12 protein-coding genes are annotated in these 22,805 nt (G+C 39.0%); 3 read left to right on the plus strand and 9 right to left on the minus strand.

Going from position 1 to position 22,805, the window contains the following annotated elements:
• Positions 1-45: 45 nt before the first annotated feature.
• On the minus strand, positions 46-3,036 hold the full coding sequence (locus AC3QLY_RS03880; RefSeq protein WP_492990676.1) for a PAS domain S-box protein: 2,991 nt from the start codon (positions 3,034-3,036) through the stop codon (positions 46-48).
• A gap of 112 nt (positions 3,037-3,148) precedes the next feature.
• Positions 3,149-3,376 (minus strand): hypothetical protein, encoded by a 228-nt coding sequence (locus tag AC3QLY_RS03885; protein WP_074418561.1) that lies wholly within the window; start codon positions 3,374-3,376, stop codon positions 3,149-3,151.
• A 617-nt stretch (positions 3,377-3,993) separates the two neighbouring features.
• On the opposite strand from AC3QLY_RS03885, the gene AC3QLY_RS03890 reads away from it, so the two are divergent.
• The 3 genes from AC3QLY_RS03890 to AC3QLY_RS03900 all read left to right on the plus strand — a co-directional run bounded on the left by AC3QLY_RS03890 (position 3,994) and on the right by AC3QLY_RS03900 (position 7,729).
• The gene (locus AC3QLY_RS03890) at positions 3,994-4,374 is read left to right on the plus strand and encodes a YidH family protein (RefSeq protein ID WP_074420806.1); all 381 of its coding nucleotides are present in this window, start codon (positions 3,994-3,996) and stop codon (positions 4,372-4,374) included.
• 165 nt (positions 4,375-4,539) lie between these two features.
• Positions 4,540-6,297 (plus strand): glycoside hydrolase family 2 protein, encoded by a 1,758-nt coding sequence (locus AC3QLY_RS03895; protein WP_287100839.1) that lies wholly within the window; start codon positions 4,540-4,542, stop codon positions 6,295-6,297.
• Between the two features lie 151 nt (positions 6,298-6,448).
• Positions 6,449-7,729 carry a M24 family metallopeptidase gene (locus AC3QLY_RS03900; RefSeq protein ID WP_081298687.1) on the plus strand — a complete coding sequence of 427 codons (1,281 nt, stop codon included), beginning with the start codon at positions 6,449-6,451 and terminating at the stop codon, positions 7,727-7,729.
• An 82-nt stretch (positions 7,730-7,811) separates the two neighbouring features.
• Here the strand turns inward: AC3QLY_RS03900 and AC3QLY_RS03905 are convergent, their stop codons facing one another.
• The 7 genes from AC3QLY_RS03905 to AC3QLY_RS03935 form a co-directional block, all read right to left on the minus strand.
• Positions 7,812-8,396, minus strand: coding sequence for a methyltransferase family protein (locus tag AC3QLY_RS03905; RefSeq protein ID WP_074419512.1), 585 nt, complete (start codon positions 8,394-8,396; stop codon positions 7,812-7,814).
• Positions 8,397-8,453: 57 nt separating this feature from the next.
• Positions 8,454-11,867, minus strand: a complete 3,414-nt coding sequence (gene galA / locus AC3QLY_RS03910) for a beta-galactosidase GalA (RefSeq protein WP_074419511.1) — start codon at positions 11,865-11,867, stop codon at positions 8,454-8,456.
• A gap of 145 nt (positions 11,868-12,012) precedes the next feature.
• Positions 12,013-12,387: a YccF domain-containing protein gene (locus AC3QLY_RS03915; RefSeq protein WP_074419510.1), complete on the minus strand. Its 375-nt coding sequence runs from the start codon at positions 12,385-12,387 to the stop codon at positions 12,013-12,015.
• A 120-nt stretch (positions 12,388-12,507) separates the two neighbouring features.
• On the minus strand, positions 12,508-13,134 hold the full coding sequence (locus AC3QLY_RS03920; protein ID WP_074419509.1) for a class I SAM-dependent methyltransferase: 627 nt from the start codon (positions 13,132-13,134) through the stop codon (positions 12,508-12,510).
• Between the two features lie 35 nt (positions 13,135-13,169).
• The gene (locus tag AC3QLY_RS03925; protein WP_492990679.1) at positions 13,170-16,088 is read right to left on the minus strand and encodes an FAD-binding and (Fe-S)-binding domain-containing protein; all 2,919 of its coding nucleotides are present in this window, start codon (positions 16,086-16,088) and stop codon (positions 13,170-13,172) included.
• A 263-nt stretch (positions 16,089-16,351) separates the two neighbouring features.
• Positions 16,352-19,504 carry a WD40/YVTN/BNR-like repeat-containing protein gene (locus AC3QLY_RS03930; protein WP_492990681.1) on the minus strand — a complete coding sequence of 1,051 codons (3,153 nt, stop codon included), beginning with the start codon at positions 19,502-19,504 and terminating at the stop codon, positions 16,352-16,354.
• A gap of 41 nt (positions 19,505-19,545) precedes the next feature.
• Positions 19,546-22,569 carry a VPS10 domain-containing protein gene (locus AC3QLY_RS03935; protein WP_074419346.1) on the minus strand — a complete coding sequence of 1,008 codons (3,024 nt, stop codon included), beginning with the start codon at positions 22,567-22,569 and terminating at the stop codon, positions 19,546-19,548.
• Positions 22,570-22,805: the final 236 nt, after the last annotated feature.

Here is a 22,805-nt window from a genome sequence, read left to right on the forward strand (position 1 = left end):
TGTTATTTCATTATTCAAAAACTGTTAACCTACCAAACACATTTTCTAATTATCATTTGACTGCAAAGCCGATTTAGGAATGGTAAAATAAAAAATACTACCTTCTCCAGGTTTTGATGTTAACCAAATAGATCCCCCCATATTTTCAATAATTTTTTTGGTGATGGCCAAACCCATACCACTGCCATCATATTCATCGCGGTTATGCAAACGTTGGAAGATGATGAATATTTGATCAAAATAATTTGCATCAATGCCTATTCCGTTATCCTGTATACTAAATTGCCAGAACCTATCCATATTGGTAGCATGTATACGGATAACCGGCGGAACAGATTCTTTACTGTATTTTAGTGCATTCTGAATGAGGTTTAAAAATACCTGCCTCATGGGTGCTTTTGGCTGAAACAATACCGGTAAATGGCTGTACAGAATCATCGCCTGTTTCTGTTCAATTTGCTCTCGGTACAATAGTTTAATTTCATCTATCAATGATTTTACTGAAATTGATTCTGCTTTTTGTTTCATCCGCCCAACACGTGAGTATTCCAATAAATCTAAAATAATTTGCCGCATACGCCTGGCACCATCTACTGCAAAGTGAATGTATATTTTAGCCTGTTCATCTAATTGTTTGGCATATTTTTTTTCTAAATGGGTTAAAAAGCTGGTAACCATTCTTAAAGGTTCCTGCAAATCGTGTGACGCTACATAGGCAAACTGTTCTAATTCAGCATTGGATGCGGCTAAAGCAACAGCCTGTTTTTTCAAATCTTCATTCAACAATTCTAATTGTATGCCGGCTTTTTTCACTTCTGATATATCTTTGGCATAACAAGCTATGCCAGTTATTTCGCCATTGGCTTTTTTTATAGGGGTTAATGATACCAAAGTATAAATCAGATTACCTGTAATTGGGTGAGTTACTGATTCTTCAAAACTAAATGCTTCACCTTTTAAGGCACGCCGGTACAGTAATTCCCATTTTTGTTTCATGGCATCACTAAAAGATGACCGGATAACGTCATCGCCTTCTTTAGGTGCAAATCCTTCCATGCCTTCAATAAAGCGGCTATAGGTATTATTGGCAGCAATCAATTTTAAGTTTACATCAACCGACCAGATAAAATCATTAGTAGCATTGATGAGTGCATCTAAATTATGTTGTATGCGTTTAATTTCATTGGTATGTTCTTTTTCGCGGGTTATATCGCGAGATGCCCCAATGATACGAATGGCTTTCCCTTCTTTATTTCTGATGATAAAGCCCCTGTCATATATGATAGCATATTGCCCGTCGGGCTTTTTGAAACGGTATTCATCTTCCCAAAAATTTTCATTAGGGTTTTGATACAATGCAGCACGTTCGTCACTTATCCGCTTCCAATCTTCGGGATGCACATGCAATGCCCAAAATGGGTCTACCTCCTCCGGTGAGAGGGGTTCATAGCCCAATAATTGCTCTAATATTTTACTGGGGCGTACCACTATATTTTTTTCCAAATCCCAATCCCATATACAATCGTTGGTAGCTTTGGAAAGTAAATCGTAACGTTCATTGCTTAAAGCAATAGCCTGTTGTGCTATTTTAGATTGGGTAATATCTCTAAAATAAACCGAGAGCCCTTTTGAAGTTGGATAAACACTAATATCAAACCACTTCTGTAATCCGTAATGAAAATCTTCAAAATGAACAGATTGTTGTTCAGCAAATGCTTTATGATAATTGTGCCAGGAAGGTGAATCTTTATAATCGGAAAATAAATCCCATAAATTTTTACCTACTATTTGGGTTTTAGGCACTTTTAGCAACTTTTCGGCCATTTTGTTCCAATAAAGCACTTCCCACTTTGCATTCACAGCAAAGAAACCATCACCAATACTTTCTAAAATAGTGTTTCTTTCTTCATACAATTTCAACAATTCTTGTTCTGTTCGTTTTCGTTTATCAATATCCTGAAAACTGCCATACACCCGAACGCACTTTCCATTCTGAAACTCGCCACGGCCAATGGTTCTTACCCATTTGGGGTTGCCTTTCTGGGTAATAATTTCCAATTCTTCATCCCAGGGTGTTCCTTTTTCAATACAATTGTATACCCGTTGCGCAATAACAGATTGATTTTTTTCGCCGTTAAAATAGCTTATGCCGGTTTGTAAATCGGGTTCGTAATCGGGGGGCACTTCGCGAATTTGTTTGGTTATAGGCGACCAGTAAACTTTATTATTTATTACATCTATTTCAAAACTACCTATTTGGGCCAGTTCATTCGATTCATCTAACAGCGTTTGTAATTTTCTTTGTTCAGTAACATCCCGCTCCACTGCAATCCATTGGGTAAACCAGCCTTGTGCATTGGCAATAGGCTTTATTTGCATATTACACCAAAAAGGTTGTCCGTTTTTTTTATAGTTCAATACCGTTATTTCGCAAGATTGCCAGCTTTTTAGTGCCTTTTTTAACTTTACCAGTTCTGTTTTATCGGTATTGGGGCCTTGCAAAATACGGGGTGATTTACCCAATACCTCATCTGCCGTATAGCCCGTCATTTGGGTAAATGCAGCATTGACATATAAGATTTTCGGTCCGGGAGCATCTATAGGTTCTGCTTCTGTTATAATGACTGCATCGTTGGTGTGTACCACAACCGATTCTAATAATTTTAAGCGTTCCAGTTCTTTTATTTGTTGGGTAATATCCTGAAAAATGCCACATAATTGTAAGTTTTTTCCGGTTGCATCGTATACCAATTTACCGACAGACAGGACAATAATGATTTGATTGTTTTTATGAATGAAGCGCTTTTGCATGGAATAAGGTTGCCCGCTTGCAATAGTAGCCTGGATTTGCTCCAGTGATGCCTGCCTATCGTCAGGATGAATCAAAGACATTACTTTATCAAAATTCAATTCAAATTCATCCGGCTCATAACCTAAAATACGATATATGCCATCTGACCAAACCATGGCTTGCGTAACCAGATTAAATTCCCAGGTTCCAAAATGTAATAACTGTTCTGCCTCGTTTGGAAACATTTTTTTTGCGTTTATTAATATATGTACAACCCTTCCACTCAATAATTAAACCAAAATATCCGGGATGCTTTTCATTGTTCTATCCTACGGATATTTTAGACTACTTCATTTTTTACTGGTAAAGAACATTTTTAAACTCAATATGTGTAAAAATAGCCAATGAAAACTTTGTTTCCCCGGCAGCAGTAAAACATCCCATACGCAAATCAATTACCACCAATGGAAGGTATGTTTTGCTGATTAACATACCAAAATTGGCTATAATACTATAATACATGAATAAAAAAAAGTTGTTGGCATAAAATGAAAATACCGGCCAAATCTTTTGGTTATTGGTCATAATTATATTGGATTAGACTGCTGTTAAAAAAGGTAACCACAACTAAATAAAAATACATATTGGTACCCAAAAAAAGAAATTATCCCATTCCAATCTGGCCATTAAACGATTAAACAAGGCAAAATAGATGAAAATGAAGGTTAAAATAATGTGTTTTATAAGCGCGAACATACACTTGTAAAATGCCTTACCATAAAAAAAGGATAATTATAAAGGAAAAATGTTTTGATAAGTCGGAGATTAGCTGCTCATAAGCCACTAATAAACCTAACTATATTATATTGGCACGAATAATAAGTGGCTAATCATAGTATTTGAAGATTTTTTTCATAGAGATAGATAGGTGAAGCCCAACTTTTGTCAAACTATCCATCCATCAACTATTTTGTAATATTTAAGAAATGGCAGTTTTTATTCCCTACTCAATCATAGTTATTTTATCGGCCATCCAACAAGCCCTATATCAAATTTGTGCTGCAACAAAGAATAGATTGTTGTAACTTGAAGCTTGTTTTTTTAGTTATACGAACTAAAAAAATTGAAAGGCTACTTCATAGGTTTTCATTTCATTTTTATTCAGACATAGAAAGTATCGCACTTTTTGAATATAAAAACATATGCAACCAACCACATCAACCTCAAATACATCCGACCATCTGGCCAATGAAAGAACGTTTCTATCCTGGATACGCACCAGTATTGGCATTATGGCTTTTGGTTTTGTAGTAGTAAAATTTAGCCTGTTTGTCAAACAAATTTCACTCATTTTGGGCAAATCAGCCCCTGCCCCAACAGGTAGCTCTTCAGGCATCATTGGTATAGTGCTGGTAGCAGTTGGCGCAGGGATATTATTGTTGTCGTATGTACGTTACAAGAAAATAGAAAAGCAGTTAATCAATGGGCAGTATCGCCACTCATCGCGCTTAGTGAGTATATTAACCATTGGTATTTTTTTAGTGAGCATTTTATTACTGATTTATCTGATGGGCAGCATTTAATGTTTGATGAACGGCACAATAAACAGTTGAGGCTGTTATAGTAGATGACCCACTGATTGCACAAAAACAATTGAATACACTATTTTTTAAACCTCACAACTTTTTATCATGTTATTCCATTTTAGAAACATGCTACTCAAAAAATTAACGCTATTTTTTCTTGGCATGATGTTAGCCTTAGTAGTTCAGGCACAATGGTTGGTAGCGAATGTGGCCGGAAGGAATACCCAAAGCTTAAACGGAAGCTGGGCGGTTATTGTAGACCCGTTTAATGTAGGAGAAAGCAATTGGAAACCCATTTGGAAAGACCAGCATGCTACCGGTGCGCATGATTTTTTTGAATATGCATTTGACAATACCATTACATTACAGGTGCCTGGCGACTGGAATTCGCAACGCAACGATTTGGTGTATTATGAAGGAACAGTATGGTATAAAAAAACTTTTCAATACCAACCGCAGCCCGGCCAGCGCAGTTTTCTTTGTTTTGGCGGGGCCAATTATATAGCAGATGTGTATTGCAACGGACAAAAAGCCGGTAGCCATGAAGGTGGGTTTACCCCCTTTCAGTTTGATGTAACGCACTTGTTAAAAGCGGGCGAAAACGAGGTAATTGTTCGGGTGAATAATCAACGCAGGGCAGATGCCATTCCTGCATTGAACTACGATTGGTGGAATTATGGCGGCATTACCCGTGATGTAGATTTGGTAACTACACCGGGCAATTATATTCAGGATTATTTTATTCAATTGCAAAAAAATGATACTAGCCATATAGCAGGCTGGGTACAGGTTGCAGGAAGCAATGGCCTGCAAAAAGTAAGCATTCATATTCCTGATTTACACATACATTACACTACCCAAACCAATGCAGCAGGCAGGGCCAATATCAGTATTGCAGCACATCCTGCATTATGGAGCCCCGAACATCCGCATTTATATACTGTTCAAATTGCTACAGCCACAGATACTGTTGTAGAAGCCATTGGCTTTAGAACTATTGCAGTAAAAGGCACCGAAATTGTATTAAATGAACAGCCGATATTTTTACGCGGCATTAATATTCATGAACAAATACCACAACGTGCCGGCAGGGCTTATTCTGAAACAGATGCCGCCATGCTATTGGGTTGGGCAAAGGAACTGGGTTGCAATTTTGTACGGTTAACCCACTATCCGCACAATGAACACATGGTGCGGATGGCCGACAAAATGGGCATATTGTTATGGGAAGAGATTCCGCTTTGGCAGGGCATACAATTTAGTAACCCTGTTATATTAGCCAAAGCCAACCGGTTGTTGGATGAAATGATAGAACGCGATAAAAACCGCAGTGCCATTATACTATGGAGCTTATCTAATGAAACAACCTCCTCTGAAAGCAGAGATACCACTTTAACCGCAATGGCAGCACATGCAAGAGCATTAGACCCTACCCGGCTCATTACTTCAGCCTTCAATCATGTTGCTTACAAAGGCAATACCGTTACCATTGATGACAGCCTTAGTAAAGTATTAGATGTAGTAGGTGTAAATGAATACATTGGCTGGTACACACCATGGCCTGCGCCACCAAATAACATGGTTTGGAAAAACCCATTCAATAAACCTCTGATTATGTCGGAATTTGGAGGTGAAGCATTATATGGCCATCATGGTTCAAAAGATACCGCCAGTAGTTGGAGTGAAGAATATCAGGAGCAATTGTATAAAGATCAGGTAGCTATGTTTAAAAATATACCCTTTTTATGTGGCACCACACCCTGGGTATTGGCCGATTTTCGTTCGCCCAGTCGGCTACAACCCGTGTATCAGCAAGGCTGGAACAGAAAAGGATTATTATCGGATAAGGGATATAAAAAGAAAGCCTGGTATATTATGCGGGTATTTTATGAGGAGAAGGGACAAAATAACTTTAATTGATTAACCAGTATCAAAGTACAAAAAATTTTTCTGATTTTTTAATCAAACCGTTTTTTACAAATACAATACATTATATTCATAAGACAGTTCTGTTTTAATAACTTTAAGTTGTGTATAGCAAAATAATTCCTTCACTATTCAACGCATCAAGATGAGCATAGAACGCAGAAAATTTTTAAAATACTCAGCTGGAAGTGCTGCTTCCGTTTCATTTTTTTCGGGCATTATTGCCTTTACTAAAAAAACTGAATACAATGACCCCGATTGGAGTCAGTTACACAATATGACGGGAAATGTAAAACCCATTACCGTTGCCGAAAGACAACAAAGAATTGCCAAGGCACAACAACTCATGGCAAGCAACCAAATACAGGCATTGATTTTAGATGCAGGTACCTCATTAAATTATTTTACAGGAATACGCTGGTGGCCCAGTGAAAGAACCATGGTAGCCATTATTCCTGTAAAAGGGGAAGTGACTTATGTGAGCCCTGCTTTTGAAGCAGACCGATTGAAAGAATTAATTACCATTGGTCAGGGTGTACATATATGGCAAGAAGATGAAAGCCCTTATGAAAAAATAGTTGCGGTATTGCAACAGAAAGGCATTACCGGTGGTAGTATTGGCATGGAAGAACGTTTGCGGTTTTTTATATTGGATGGTCTACGAAAAGCCGCACCGAATATGAACTTTATTAGTGGTGACCCAATCAGCATTCCATGCCGGCTCATTAAATCACCTGCAGAAATTGCCTTGCTTCAAAAAGCGAATGACATTACCCTTGCAGCCATACAGTTTGCAGCAGCCAATGTTAAAGAAGGCATGTCGAACAATGATATTTCCGCCATTATTGGCCAGGCACAGCGCAAAATGGGTGCATCTTCAGATGGCGCTTTGGTTACAATTGGGCCCGCCTCTGCTTTGCCACATGGCAGCATACAACCGCAGCATTTAAAGAAAGGGGATATTTTATTGATGGACTGTGGTTGCTTAGTTGAAGGTTATACATCTGATATTACCCGTACCATTGTATTTGCTGCACCGCCCACACAAAGACAACGTACTATCTGGGATTTAGAGAAGAAAGCACAGGCGGCAGGTTTTGCGGCTGCACAAATTGGGCAGCCATGCGAAAAGGTAGACCATGCTGCACGTAAAGTTTTAATAGATGCCGGTTTTGGGCCGGGATATCAATTACCCGGTTGTCCGCACAGAACCGGACATGGCATTGGCATGGATGGACACGAATGGGGCAATATGGTAAATGGTAATCAACAACCCATACAGGTGGGCATGTGTTTCAGTGTAGAGCCTACCATTGTTGTACCCGGCGAAATGGGTTTGCGATTAGAAGATTGTGCGTATATAGCGGAAGACGGGCCACACTGGTTTTCTAAACCTGCACATAGTATTGATACACCTTTTGCCTAAATGAAATCATTGAGTTGCTTTGATATACCTTTAAATGCATGTTGGTAAATACGCCCAAGATTCATGCATAGGAAAATTGTTTTTATAAAAAGGGGATAATCATGGGAACACGTTGCTGATAGGAAATATATTCAGCACCAAATTCCTGTACTAATTTTTTTTCTTCAAAATACATTCCAATCCAAATATACAAGCTAATCATGATACAAGTGATTAAGTTAGTTACCAATGGTGAAAACAGAAACCATGCCCAAACAAACAAGAGTGTTCCTAAGTACAAGGGATGGCGTACAAATTGATGAATACCCGTAGTATCTAAATGTGCTTCCTTTTTTTTCTTCCAAAACACATCAATACCACTGAGATAAAAAAAATATTTACGGATGGTGATGCTCATTAACGTCAAGCCTGCAACACCCATTAACATTCCAAAAGTATAACTTATGTATTGATGCAATGCAATAGGTTTAGCAGGTATATGAAACTGATAATACAAAATACCACTCATACTGAATAATGCAAACAGCGCATACAACAGGCGATAATATGGAAACCATTGTCTCATGCACTTTTGCATGATACGCTTAAACTGCAATGACGCAGTAAGACTATGTATGGTGGCAAAGAGCAGCCATGCAATCATTAATATCCAGAGTGATTGGTTCATGTAATTGATGATGAATTAAGCAACATTTATTTCAAAAAAAAGTTATTGCACACTTTTTTAATGCTTCATTAAATACAAATTGTGCAATGTATCATACAAAAGTAAATATTGATTGGAGTGACCTTCCTTATCAAACAAAGCTTCCCAGGTATTCAATGGTTCCCAAATAAAAGTACCTTTCCCTTTTCCATTAGGTAAATGGAACACAATATTGTTCACCGCTTCTTTTCGGGCAGAATATTCTACTACCACAACATCTTTTCCATACCGCTGTACCAAATCGGTTAAATTATTCCTTAAATCATCTAAACTGCCATGCCATTTAGGATAATATGACAATCCAATTACATCAAAATGAACCCCTCGGGCCAACATATTATTGAGAAAGAAAACTGATTCATCATTTTGTCCGCCCAAAGCAATATGTAGCATTATTAACATTTCAGGGTCAATCGACTTTACCGCTGCAATTCCTGCATTGAGCAATTGTGCCAAACTATCCGGGTGTTGTATACTGCCCGCCGGCCAAAGTATACCATGATTAATTTCATTACCTACCTGAACCATATTGGGTAGTGTGCCCTGTTTTTTTAAAGCCAGTAACACTTGCCGGGTATATTGATACACAGCAGCTTTCAATTCCTGAAAATTCAAATGGCGCCAGCCTGCAGGCATAAATTGTTTACCGGGATCGGCCCAGGTATCGCTGTAATGAAAATCGAGTAGCCATTGCATGCCTGCGGCCTTAATGCGTTGAGCCATTTGCAAAGTATAAGCCAAATCGCAAAACCCTTTTCCGGGAGCATAACCACTATCGGTTGCTGGGTCATTAAAAATGCGTAATCGGATATAATTGAAACCATGATCTTTTAAAATTTGTATGGCATCTTTTTCAGTATTACCATCGTAAAATTTTTTACCGGCAGCGTCTAATTGTGGAAGAAAAGAAATATCGGCACCAATCATTTTACCCGAATTACGTGGTTGGCTTTCCGTAGCAGATAAAGTATATTTTGGATCAATGTGGTTATTTTGTAAGCTTGTTGGTGGAACCGTTATTATTTCAGTAGAACCCGGCCATAAACCAGCAGCTGTTGCTTCTACTTTTATCATTCCGGGTACTTTCCCGGCCTGTACAATAAACTGACACTTTCCATTAAAGGCACTACGTTGCCAGGCACCATCCATACATTGATCAGGTTCATGACTGCTGGGATCGCCATTTCCAACACCAATAATCTTGGCATCACCGGTAACAGAAAAACGAATCATATTATCGGTATTGGGCACTTCTCTTCCTTCTTTATCTACTAATGAAACATTCATAACGGCCACGGATTTACCATCGGCCAAAATAGTTGTTGAAGAAGGCGATAGCACTACTTCGGCAGGTACACCTGTAGTTTCAATGGCTGTTTTTAAAACCCTGCCTGCTTTATGAGCAATAGCAGATAAGGTACCCGGGTGATAGGGTACCGACCATTGTAAATGCCCATTGCGCGGCATTGTTTTTTTGCCAAGGCTTTTACCATTTAAAAACAACTCTACATCATCAGCATTTGAATATACCCACACATCAATAGGCGTTCCTGTTTTGCCCATCCAGTTCCAATGTGGTGCAATATGCAATACATCTTTATCAGTCCACCAGCTTTGATAATAGTAATAAATGTTTTTAGGAAAGCCGCACACATCCATTACCCCAAAATGCGAATTAATATTGGGCCAACGGAAAGGAGTAGGCTCTCCCCGATAATCGAATCCGGTCCAAACAAATCCGCCCATCCAATAAGGTGCTTCGGCTGCCAGCTTCCACCAGGTTTCTGCTGTACTTGCCCACCAAGGTGCTGTGATATCTTCATCGGGTAAATAACCCCTAATACTATCAACAGCATATTCACCTCTTGTGGTAACGGTACTACCCATTTCAGTACCAATAACAGGTTGTGTAGGATGGTCTTTATGATAATCGGCCACAGCAAATTGGCGATAATTAAATCCCCGGATAGGAATTACTTCATCTACACCATGAAATACATTGCCCAAATCGGCGGCATAAGTACTGGTTCTGGAAGGATCAAGTGCTTTTTGTTTTGCCAATAATGTAGATGCCATGCGTTTACCAACATCGGTAGTTTGAATCCAGCCTTCTTCATTCCCGATTGACCATAGGAAAACCGAAGGATGGTTACGGTCTCTTTTTATCAACGTTTCAAACTGATGCATATATTCCGGGCTGCTATTGAGTAAACGTTGTTCATCCAATACCAACATTCCCAAGCTATCACAAGCATCTAACAATTCGGGGGTTGGTGCATTGTGACTGGTTCTGTATGCATTAGCGCCCATATCTTTCAATAAACGGATACGATAATATTGCATGGCATCGGGCAGTGCACTGCCTAAGCCGGCATGATCTTGATGGTTATTGGTTCCATGAATTTTAATATTAACACCATTGAGAAAAAATCCTTTTTCCGCATCAAAACGAATCGTTCTTATACCAACACGATATGTAACAGAATCGATCATTACATTGCCGGATTGAATGATTGTGGTTACCCGGTATAAATACGGATCATCAATAGACCACAAATGCGGATGTATAACGGGAATGGATTGCTGTATTACAGAAGTGCCACCCGCCGTAATAGAAATGGTTTGTTTAGCCGACAGTGCCACCAGTTTTCCATTTCGTTCTGATAAATAGGTATATACTACGGCATTTTTTTGCGCCATAGTTTCATTGCTGATGGTGGCATTTACAAAAACGATTGCTTTATTTGCTGCTACTGCCGAATGTATGTAAACACCATTGGCAGCAAAATGAAGCGGATTCATTTTATTGAGCCAAACATGCCTGTAAATACCGGCACCTTCATAAAACCAGCCTTCATATTGTGTTGCATCAACCCGTACTACAATAACATTGTCAGCATTAAATTTTAAGAAATCAGAGATATCATAATCAACACCAACATACCCACTCATATTGGTGCCCACGAAAATGCCATTCACCCAAATACTGGCCTTGCGAAAAATACCATCCAATTGCAATTGAAAACGCATGCCTGAGTCGGCAGCCAATACCGTAAAATGTTTGCGATACCAGCCAATACTGGTGGCCGGAAATAATCCACCTACTGGTTTATACCCGTGCGATTCTACATCAAAATTATCAACCTGTGCAAAAGGCAACTCCACAGCCCAATCGTGGGGAAGGTTGAGAGAACGCCAGGCACTATCTTTAAACTTAGGATCAATAGCAGTACCATAAGCGCCACCTGTTTTAGCAAAAATATTGGCTACGCCATAATTAAAATCTTTAGATGGGTCTGCTGCATTACCAAAGTGGAATTTCCAACCCTCATCAATATTTAGATGTTGTTGCGATTTTGATGGCACAGGAAGTATAGCAAGCAATACAAGCAAAATAATACAAATACCAAAAGAACGGAAGTACGAAAACATGATTTTACCAATTTGCTGAACAAATGAAATGATTCAAACAGCAAATTAGAACAAAATAGACTGATAATGCAGATGCAACAAAAAAACAGAAGAATTTTTGACATTCAACAATTAGCCATTACCAGATCACTGCTTACCCTGTTTTTTAAGCATCTACTATTTTTTTCCCAAAAGGCATTAATGATAATTCCACTAATTTAAAATGCTGCCTACCCCAGGGAATTCCAACAATGGTTACAAACAATAAAGCGCCTATTACAACATGCATGATACAAGTTACCAGACCACCTGAAAGCAACCATATTATATTACAGAAAACCGAAAAGCAGCCCTGATGGGCGGAATTGCTAACCACCTTTTTCCCAAATGGGGCCAATACTATACCTGCAATTTTAAAACATTGCAAACCCCAAGGAATACCGATGATGGTAACACATAATACAATGCCGCCCAAAAAATAGCCTAAAGCAGCCAAAAAGCCACCAAAAATGAGCCAGATAATATTGCCGATTAAATTCATGTAGGAAAGTTACCATTGTCTAATTTTTAATGATACGCCATTGTTATCAATGGTTAAAATAAAAGGCGGTATGGTATTTTTATCGCTTTATAACAATAGCGTATGATTTTTATTCTGTTTTTATTTGAGTTGAAATAAAATAGCGAGAATACGGGGAACAGTATTCGCATCTCCTTCATCAAAATATTCATACGCTTGTTTCACTTCAAAACCACATGAAATACCTGCATTGATAAAATCAGCAACATGATGCACATAACAAGTTAACACTTGCAAACCATCCTCATTGATATATCTTGCTTTTGAACCTGTATATTGTTTAAAGGGATGTAATTCGCCCACATACACATATCCACCGGGTTGTAAAGTATTGGCAGCTTTTTTAAAAATAGCAGCTATATCTTCAATATGTTCTAATATCAGGCTGAACACAACTATATCAACCGTCTGCTGTACAAAATACCAAGGTTCTAAAATATTCGCTTGTACAAACTGTACATTGGGATCTTGTATTTTATTTCGGGCTTGTTGTAACATAGCTTCTGAAAAATCAACACCCATTAACGTAGATGCTTTTGTGTACAACCATTGCGTATTTTTACCTGTACCGCAACCAATTTCTAAACAGGCATTAAATGTAATTGGGCTTAACAATTTACGCAGAACCTCTGCTTCGGCATCGCGGGTTTTATTATCGTTGAAATCATATTGTTCTGCCCATTGATTATAGGCATGTTGTATACTCATAAAAAATACGTTTGGCAGTTCATTACAATCATTATTTAAACCAATGCTTCCAATAAAATTTCAACGGTATGTTTGGCTTTTTTACCGGTTCCATCTTTTATCTGGTGTCTGCAACTGGTACCGGGAGCAGCAATTTCAGTAATCGTATCTGCTTTTTCAACTGCAGGAAATAAAACCAAACTACCAATTTGCATGGATAAATCATAATGTTCTTTTTCATATCCAAACGAGCCGGCCATACCGCAGCAACCGGATGGAATCGTATTCACCGTATAATTTTCAGGAAGAGAAAGCACCTGAACAGAATCATTCAAATTAGTTAATGCTTTTTGCTGGCAGTGGCCGTGCAATTGAATATTTTTTTGTTCCTTCGTAAAAGATGCGGAAGAGATGTTGCCATTTCTAATTTCTCGAGCTAAAAATTCATCGATATACCAAACATTTTTAGCCAATTGTTTAGCGGCTTCCCAATGGGCATCATCCACCAAGTCAATATATTCATCTCTAAACGTTAATATGGCAGAAGGCTCAACACCAATTAAAGGTGTATCATTTGTTACAACAGCACTTAATAAATCAATATTTTGATGTGCAATTTTTTTTGCTTCAAGCAACAAGCCTTTTGATAACATTGCCCTTCCACTTTCCACATGCTTGGGTATTAAAACTGTATAGCCCAACTTTTCTAATAATTGAATTGCAGCAATACCAATTTTAGCATCATTATAATTGGTAAATTCATCGCAAAACAAATACACTTTTTTTTTACTATTTTCAATAGTTAATTGTTTTTTTCGTTTATTCATCCATTGCTGCACGGTAATTGAAGAAAGTTTAGGCATGGAGCGTTTTGTTGCAAAACCTGCCATTTTCTTAATAAGGCTTCCGGTAAATGCATTTGTAACTAATGCATTATACAAACCAGGCCAAACAGAACCTAATTTTGCTATAGTATTAAAATGGGCAATTAATTTAGATCTTAACGGAACCCCATTTGCATTATAATATTGCTGTAAAAACTCTGCTTTAAGTTTAGCCACATCAACATTCGATGGGCACTCAGATTTGCACCCTTTGCAGCTTAAACACAAATCCATTACTTCATAGATTTCTTTGTGGTTAAACTTATTTATTGCAGTTGAGTGGGTTAAAAACTCACGTAATATATTAGCTCTGGCACGGGTAGTATCTTTTTCATTACGGGTAGCCATAAAAGAAGGGCACATGGTTCCGCCAGATAAGTGTGTTTTTCTACAATCTCCTGAACCATTGCATTGTTCGGCATGTTGTAAAATGGTTTGGTTATTCCAACGAAATACCGTTGCAACATTCGGATCTTTTTGCCCCGGCGTGTACCGCAACATACTGTTCATAGGGGGAGTATCTACAATTTTTCCCGGGTTGAAAATATGGTGCGGATCCCAACTATTTTTTATTTGCTGCAGTAACGTATAATTTTTTGCACCAATCATTTGCGGAATAAATTCGCCGCGTAATCTACCATCGCCATGTTCGCCACTTAAAGAGCCATTGTATTTTTTTACCAATGCAGCTACTTCTGTTGCAATGATTCTAAACAAAGCATTCCCTTCTTCCGTTTTTAAATTAATAATGGGCCGCAGGTGCAATTCGCCAGAGCCTGCATGGGCATAGTGCACGGCATATAAATCGTACTTCTTCAATATGGCATTAAACTCCTCAATATATACAGGTAAATCATTTACATCAACCGCAGTATCTTCAATAACGGGAACGGCTTTATTATCGCCAGGCATATTACCTAATAACCCCAATCCGGCTTTTCGCAGGTTCCATATTTTTTTAGTGTCATTTCCAAACAACAAAGGAAAATGATAGCCCAAACCCTTTTCACGCATAGCCAGTTCTACTTCTTTTGCAATGGCCATTATTGCTTCGCGAGTATCTTTTTTAAATTCAACTACCAATATAGCACCAGGATCGCCCTGCACAAAAAAGCGGTTTTTTTGCTGCTCAATATTGCCTTTGGTGCACTCTAAAATATAATGGTCAATCAGTTCACTGGCAGTAGGGCCAAATTGCAAAGCAATTAAATTCGCTAATAATGATTCATGAATGGTATTAAAGTGCACACACAACAAACCTGTTTCTTTAGGAGGTAATGGTACCAGATTTAATTTAATTTCGGTTATAAATGCCAGCGTGCCTTCTGAGCCGGCAATGAGGGTACAAAAATTAAAATCTGGACCGCCTGCCATAAATGGCGCAGTTTGCATCAACAAATCAATGGCATAACCGGTATTTCGCCGTTCAACAGATTTTTTAGGAAATTCTTTTTCTATCTCTATCCTATTATCAACATTACTCAATAAATGCCGAATATTTTTATAAATGGCTCCTTCTAAAGTATTTAATTCGCATTTTGCGTGAAAATTATCGATATCTGTTTCACCAAACACAGCCTCGGTTCCATCGCTTAAAATAGCTTTTATTTCAATAACATGTTCTCTTGTACTTCTGTACACCACAGAATTAGAGCCACAAGAGTTGTTGCCCACCATTCCTCCAATCATGGCACGATTTGCGGTAGATGTTTCAGGACCAAACAACAATCCATAAGGCTTCAAAAACACATTTAAATCATCTCTAATAACACCTGGCTGAACACGTACCCATTTTTCAGTAGCATTTACTTCAATTATTTTTGTAAAGTATTTAGATACATCTACAACAATACCATTGCCAACTACCTGGCCCGCCAACGATGTGCCTGCGGTACGAGGTATTAATGAAGTGTTGTGTTGCAAAGAAAATGCAATTAGTTTTTTGATATCCGCTACATTTTTGGGAATAGCGACAGCCAAAGGCATTTCACGATAGGCCGATGCATCGGTAGCATACAAAGTACGCATAGTGGTATCATAGTACAATTCGCCGGTTAGTTGCCCTGATAAAGCTGCTAAGTGCTGGTTCATTTTAGTTTCAATTGGTGACTCAATAATACTGTAAAATTAAAGTTTTCTGATTGTCGCTTTATCTCTTGTTTTAGAATGAGGGGGCTTTAAACTGAAATGCCTACTCGGCTACTGTTCGGGCTGTTCGCTTGTTGTCCTCACTGCGTTGCGGGCTACCGCTTCCATCCCGTATCCCATCAACATTTCATCATAAATCATCACAAAAAACCACACATCCCTTAATAAAAGTAAGGCATGTGTGGCAACTATTCATGCACCATCTGCTACTGCAGATATGAATCATTTTCTTTAATTCCTATTACCGGCAACTGTTCTTTATTAATCAACGCATTTAATGCAGGTATATCTTTTTTCAAAATATCATCTAATAATAGTAACTGTTGATCGGCCTGTACTCTTAAATCGGCATACACTTCTTTCGATTGTTGGCTCGGCGCAGTGTATCCGCTGGCAACCACATTAAACAAACCGGCCAGTTTATCATTAATGCGAATAGGGTAATTTAACACATCCTGACTGCTTTTCGCTTTGGTTTGATACAATGCTTCTTCAATTTTTGTTAGCCTTTTATTGATGCTGTCAGTAACCGTTTTTAAAGATTTTGATTTTGCGGTATCTAATCTTTCAACAAACCCATTTATTTGTTCACGTAATTCACGAACATGTACTATTGCCATTTGCACTTCATTAAACTTATCTTTTATCTGCAATAAAAAGTTTACCTGTGCATCATAATCTTCCTGACTCATGTGCTGATCGGGTATCCCCTTAATAGTAAAAGGCACTTCCACTGAATCTTTCAGGAATTTAAATTTCGCGGTATATCTTCCCGGCGCAGCTTTTACATTACCAATGGTACCATTCCATAAAATCATGTTATCAATTTTTTTACCGCCGGGATAATTCATATCCCATACAAATTCATTCATACCCTCATTTACTTCAACCGGTAATTTTTTGGTACCATAGGTTTCAATGGGTTTGCCCTGTTTATCAAAAATGGTAATAGTTACCTTTGAAGTATCAGAGGCATTTTTAAGATAATACCTAAATACCACGCCGTTAGGTGGATTTGCTCCTATATTGCTGTTGTGGGTAGTAAAACTTCTTCTAAACCGGCCGCCACTTGCATAACGATAAGCGTCTGAAACAGAAAATACATGTATCGGTTGTTGTAATGCAGCTGCATCTTTTTGTTGCAACAAACCCAAATCATCTAATACCCAAAAACCACGGCCTTGTGTAGCCACAATTAAATCATTGTCTTTAATCGTTAAATCAGTAACCGGAACTTTGGGTAAATTTAGTTGAAAAGGTTGCCAGCTTTCACCATCGTTATAACTAATAAACAAACCATATTCAGTACCTGCATATAATAAACCCGGCCTTTGTTTATCGGTGCGAATGCAACGAGTAAAATAATTTAACGGTATGCCATTGGTGATGCGTTTCCAGGTTTTACCATAATCTTCCGTTTTATACAAATAAGGCGTATAATCATCCATTTTATATTTGGTTCCTGCAAAATAGGCTTTCCCTTTTTGTTTAGCATCGGTTTCTACACAGTTCCACATCATCCATTTACCGGCATCGGGTGGGGTAACATTTTGCCAGTTTTTACCACCATCCTTACTTACATGTATTAATCCGTCATCGCTTCCTGCCCATAACACATCAGGTTCTAAAGCCGACTCTGCAGCAGTAAAAATGGTACAATAATATTCAACCGAGGTATTATCCTGGGTAATGGGGCCGCCGCTTGAAGCCTGCTTCGATTTATCATTAGTAGTTAAATCGGGGCTAATCATTTGCCAACTCCGGCCTTCATTCTCGGTTACAAATAAATGGTTACCTGCGGCATATAATTTTTTAGGATTGGTAGGAGAAAAGAAAATAGGAAAATTCCATTGAAAGCGATATTTCAACACATCGGCTCCGGAACCCATGGGATTATCGGGCCATACATTAATGGCCCTGTTTTCGCCGGTACGATGATCTAAACGGGAAAGATAGCCGCCATAGTTACCTCCGTAAACAATATCGGGATTAAGCGGGTCGGCTACCACATAACCGCTTTCAGCACCTGCCGTGGGTTGCCAATCTGCTTCTCCAATGCCCGGGCCGTTGGTTCGGCTTTTAATTCTCAATGTAGTATTATCTTGTTGCGCTCCTAATATTCTGTAGGGGAAAGAATTATCGGTAGATACCCGATAAATTTGTGCAGTAGGCTGGTTCATAAGTGAACTCCAGGTTTGTCCACCATTGAATGAAACCTGCGCCCCACCATCATCTGCAACAATCATACGATTGCCATCTTCGGGATCTATCCATAAATCGTGGTGATCGCTGTGTGGCGTATTCACTGCCTGAAAAGTTTTACCACCATCACGGCTACGCATCATTTCCACATTCAATACATAAACTAAATTTTCATTTTTAGGATCAATAAACACTTTGGAATAATACCATGCCCGTTGGCGAATATTATTATCGCCACTTTGTAAGCTCCAGGTTTCCCCACCATCATTACTTACAAAAAGACCGCCTTTTGCATTTTCAATAATGGCATAAATTTTATCAGTATTAGATGGTGCTACTGCAACGCCAACAATACCCCAAACACCTTTCGGTAATCCTTTTTTGCTGGTTAAATTCACCCAGGTTTCTCCACCATCTTTACTTTTGTACAAGCCACTGCCCTCGCCGCCACTTATCATGCTATACGGTGTTCTTTCAACGTGCCACATACCTGCATACAATACATTGGGGTTACCCGGCTCCATCACTAAATCAGAACAGGCAGTCAAATTATTGACATACAATACGCGTTTCCAGGTTTTACCTCCATTGGTAGTTTTATATACGCCCCGTTCTTCATTAGGACCAAATGTATGGCCCATTACAGCAGCCCATACAGTATTCGGATCTTTTGGATCAATAATAATCCGGATGATATGACGACCATCTTTCAGGCCAATATTTTTCCAGCTTCGTCCGCCATCATCGCTGCGCCACATACCACCCATCCCTTCTGATACATTGCCACGTAATGAATTTTCGCCTTCACCCACATATAAAATGGATTCATCGCTTGGCGCCACAGCCACTGCGCCAATACTTCCACCAAAATATTTATCGGTAATATTTTTCCAGTTACTGCCACCGTCGGTTGTTTTCCATACACCGCCACCGGTAGCACCAAAATAGAAAGTAGTTTTATGGGCAAAACTACCTGTTACTGCTGCGCTCCTGCCCCCTCTGAAAGGCCCTATTTCTCTGAATTTCAACGCAGAAAAATAAACAGAATCGGTATTATCCTGTTGCACTACATTTTTCTTAACGTTTTTTTGTGCACTTAACTGCGTGGCAAAAAACATACCTGCCAGCAATGGTAAAAAGCCATACAATTTTCTCATGCTATTTGGTTTTAAAAGTTAGGTAATCATTTTTAATATAACTATTCAGATATAATTATTTGCCATTGATTTTCCAGTGACTTAAAATTAGTGGCTAATTGCTGAACAGCCAAGCCAATGGTATGAGTGGGCGGCATATCTGCTTCTTCCAACATGCTCATTAAATTTCTGCTTTGTTGTAATATATCATGATAGCTATTCTTATTACTAATAACCCTTCTGCCATTTGAAGCATTACCTGCTATTGTATTTAATGAATTTATTTTTGAAGCAGATTCTGTATTTTGAATCATTTGCTGAATGATTTGTAGCCGCTCTAAACATGTTTTGCTTATTTCATAACACTGATTGGCTAAATTAAACTGGCGTTGCAAATCGGCAGAAGTAGTAGCAACCCTTGGATCCATAACAACATTAAACTGCTGTTGCATTGTTTTTCCGTTTACTTCTAATAAAGCGGTATATTTTCCGGGCATTACCCAAGGCGAAGTAGCTAACGGTGCTGTATTGCCGTAAATTGCTGCAATAGGATAAACAGGAGGAAGTGGTAAGGGGGTATAATGCACATCCCATAAAAAACGGTGCATACCCGGTTTTGCCGATAATATTTGTTGAGGTAGTATCCAATATTTTGGAATGTTTACTTTAGGTATATGATAGGGGGTATCAGTACTGGCATATTGCCGTACTATGTTGCCGTTAACATCTTTAATGGTTAATTTAACTATACCGGTATCATTATCGGGTAAATAATAATCAATGATTGCCCCATCTGGTGGATTTTGTCCGGCAGGTTCTTCCTGTGGTAATGGGGTATCTGTATTCATATCCCAACGAATACGGAGTGCATTTTGTGGTTTGAACAAGTAGGCATTATTAACGGAAATGCGTTGCTGTGCAATTTGCCGCAATGGCGTAATATTATCTAAAATCCAAAACGAGCGGCCATGTGTACCAACTACTATATCATCATCTTTTATTACTAAATCGCGAATTGAGGTAGCAGGCATATTCAACCGAAGGCTTTGCCAATGGTTACCATCATCAAACGAAACATAGACCGCATTTTCCGAACCGGCAAATAACAGGCCTTTCACCTTGGGGTCTTCCCGCACTACATTAATAGGTTCATTATCGGGAAGGCCATTTACTTTTTCTTGCCAGATATTTCCTCCATCGTGTGTAACAAAAATATGTGGGTGTAAATCATCACAACGGATACGGTTTACCGCAGCATACACCGTATTATTATCAAAATGTCCGCAATCCATTAATGAAATTTTACTCCAAGATGTAATTGCTGCAGGGGTAATATTTATCCAACTTTTTCCCCCATCATGGGTTATTTGAATATAACCATCATCGGTACCACACCAAATGGTATTGCTGTCTTTATAAGAAGGCGCAATTGTATAAATAACACCCCTTCGTGGCATTGTTTTTAAAGCAGGCGTAGTATAGATACCAACACTGGCCGGAATATCCCATTCACTGCGTGTTAAATCAGGACTGATTACCTGCCAGTTCATGCCCCCATTATTGGTTTTAAACAACACATTACCGGCAAAGTATAACGTATGTGGATTGACGGGCGAAAATAAAACCGGAGCGGTTCTGATAAAACGATATTTTCCGCTACGAATGGCTTCCGGTGCAACGTTTTGTACCTGACCGGTACGCTTATCATATTTGGTTATTTTACCCCCATAAATAATATTCGGGTTTAAGGGATCGGCCGCTACATAACCATATTCTTCTACACCAACGGGATGCCATTCCCGAAAAGTAATTTGCCCGTCATTCCCTCTGGATGCAATACCAACGGAGCCGCTTTCCTGTTGACCGCCATACACATTGTAAGGGAAGGCATTATCAGTGCTAACATGATAAAATTGTGCAGTGGGCTGGTTGTACCAGGATGAAAAAGTTTCTCCGCCATTTACGGTAATAATTGCACCCTGATCGGCTGCAATTAAAATAATGTTTGAATGATCAGGATTAATCCAAATACGGTGATAATCATCTCCACCAGGTGCCCCTCTAAAATCTTTCCAGCTATGCCCACCATCTTCCGAACGCCATACCACCACATTCGCTGTGTATACAATGTCTTCATTTTGAGGATCGGCTTTTACTTCTGCAAAATCGCTGCCCCGGCCCCAATAACGGCCATCGTTGCTAATGCTATACCAACTTTCTCCTGCATTATCACTTCTGTACATACCACCATATTCACCTGCATCAACAGTGGCATACATTCTTTTGGGGTTACTGGGGGCAATGCAAAATCCAATTCTTCCCAAACCCTGTTCAACCGTTGGTAAACCACGGGTAATTTTTGTCCAGGTTTTACCTCCATCCACCGATTTATATAACCCGCTTTGTGGGCCATTCCATTCTCCATTTTCCCAAGGGCCTTGCCGGCCTGCCCATAAATCGGCGAAAATAATATTGGGATTTTTAGGATCAATAGCTACTTGAACCGCTCCTGTATTTTCATCTTTATACAAAACCCTTTCCCAGGTTTTACCCCCATCTAAAGTTCTGAATACGCCACGCTCTGTATTGGGGCCATACGGATGCCCCATTGCCGCTACGAATACCCGATTGGGATTTGTGGGATCAATGGCTACCGCACCAATTTGCTGCACATCTGTTAAACCAAGATGCTGCCATGTTTTACCGGCATCGGTTGATTTGTACATGCCATTACCTACCGACAAATCGGGCCGTTGCAAACCCTCACCAGAGCCTACATATATAATATCTGGATTGGAAGGCGCTACTGCTAAATCACCTATTGATCCTGTTGGCTGGTCATCAAAAATTGGAAACCAGGTTCTGCCATAATCGGTTGTTTTCCAAACACCACCATTGTTTACACCTATGTAAAACACATTGGGTTGTTGTGGCACACCCACTGCGCCTACTGTTCTACCGCCTCTGTGCGGGCCAATCATCCGCCACTGCATTTCTTGAAACAAAGCAGCAGAAACCTGTGCCTGAAGGGTTTGGAAGATTGTACAAAGTAATACCACCATCAAAAAACGAAAGCGCCATTTCATAAAATTTTTTATTTAGAATTGAAAAAAAACCGTTTGATATTTCAACATAATCATCTCTATTTTATGTGCATTCCCTGAATTTCAATGCTTCATTCAACTACAAACAGTGCAATTAATTTGCTTAATATGGAGGTAAAAGGTACGGATGAAGGCTTATTCACTCAAAATAAATTCCATCGGTGGTGTACCTATACATATTCATCCATAAATTCATCCGCTGTTTAAAAAATTTATTA

Source organism: Hydrotalea sp. GW822-HT8A01 (assembly GCF_058798575.1).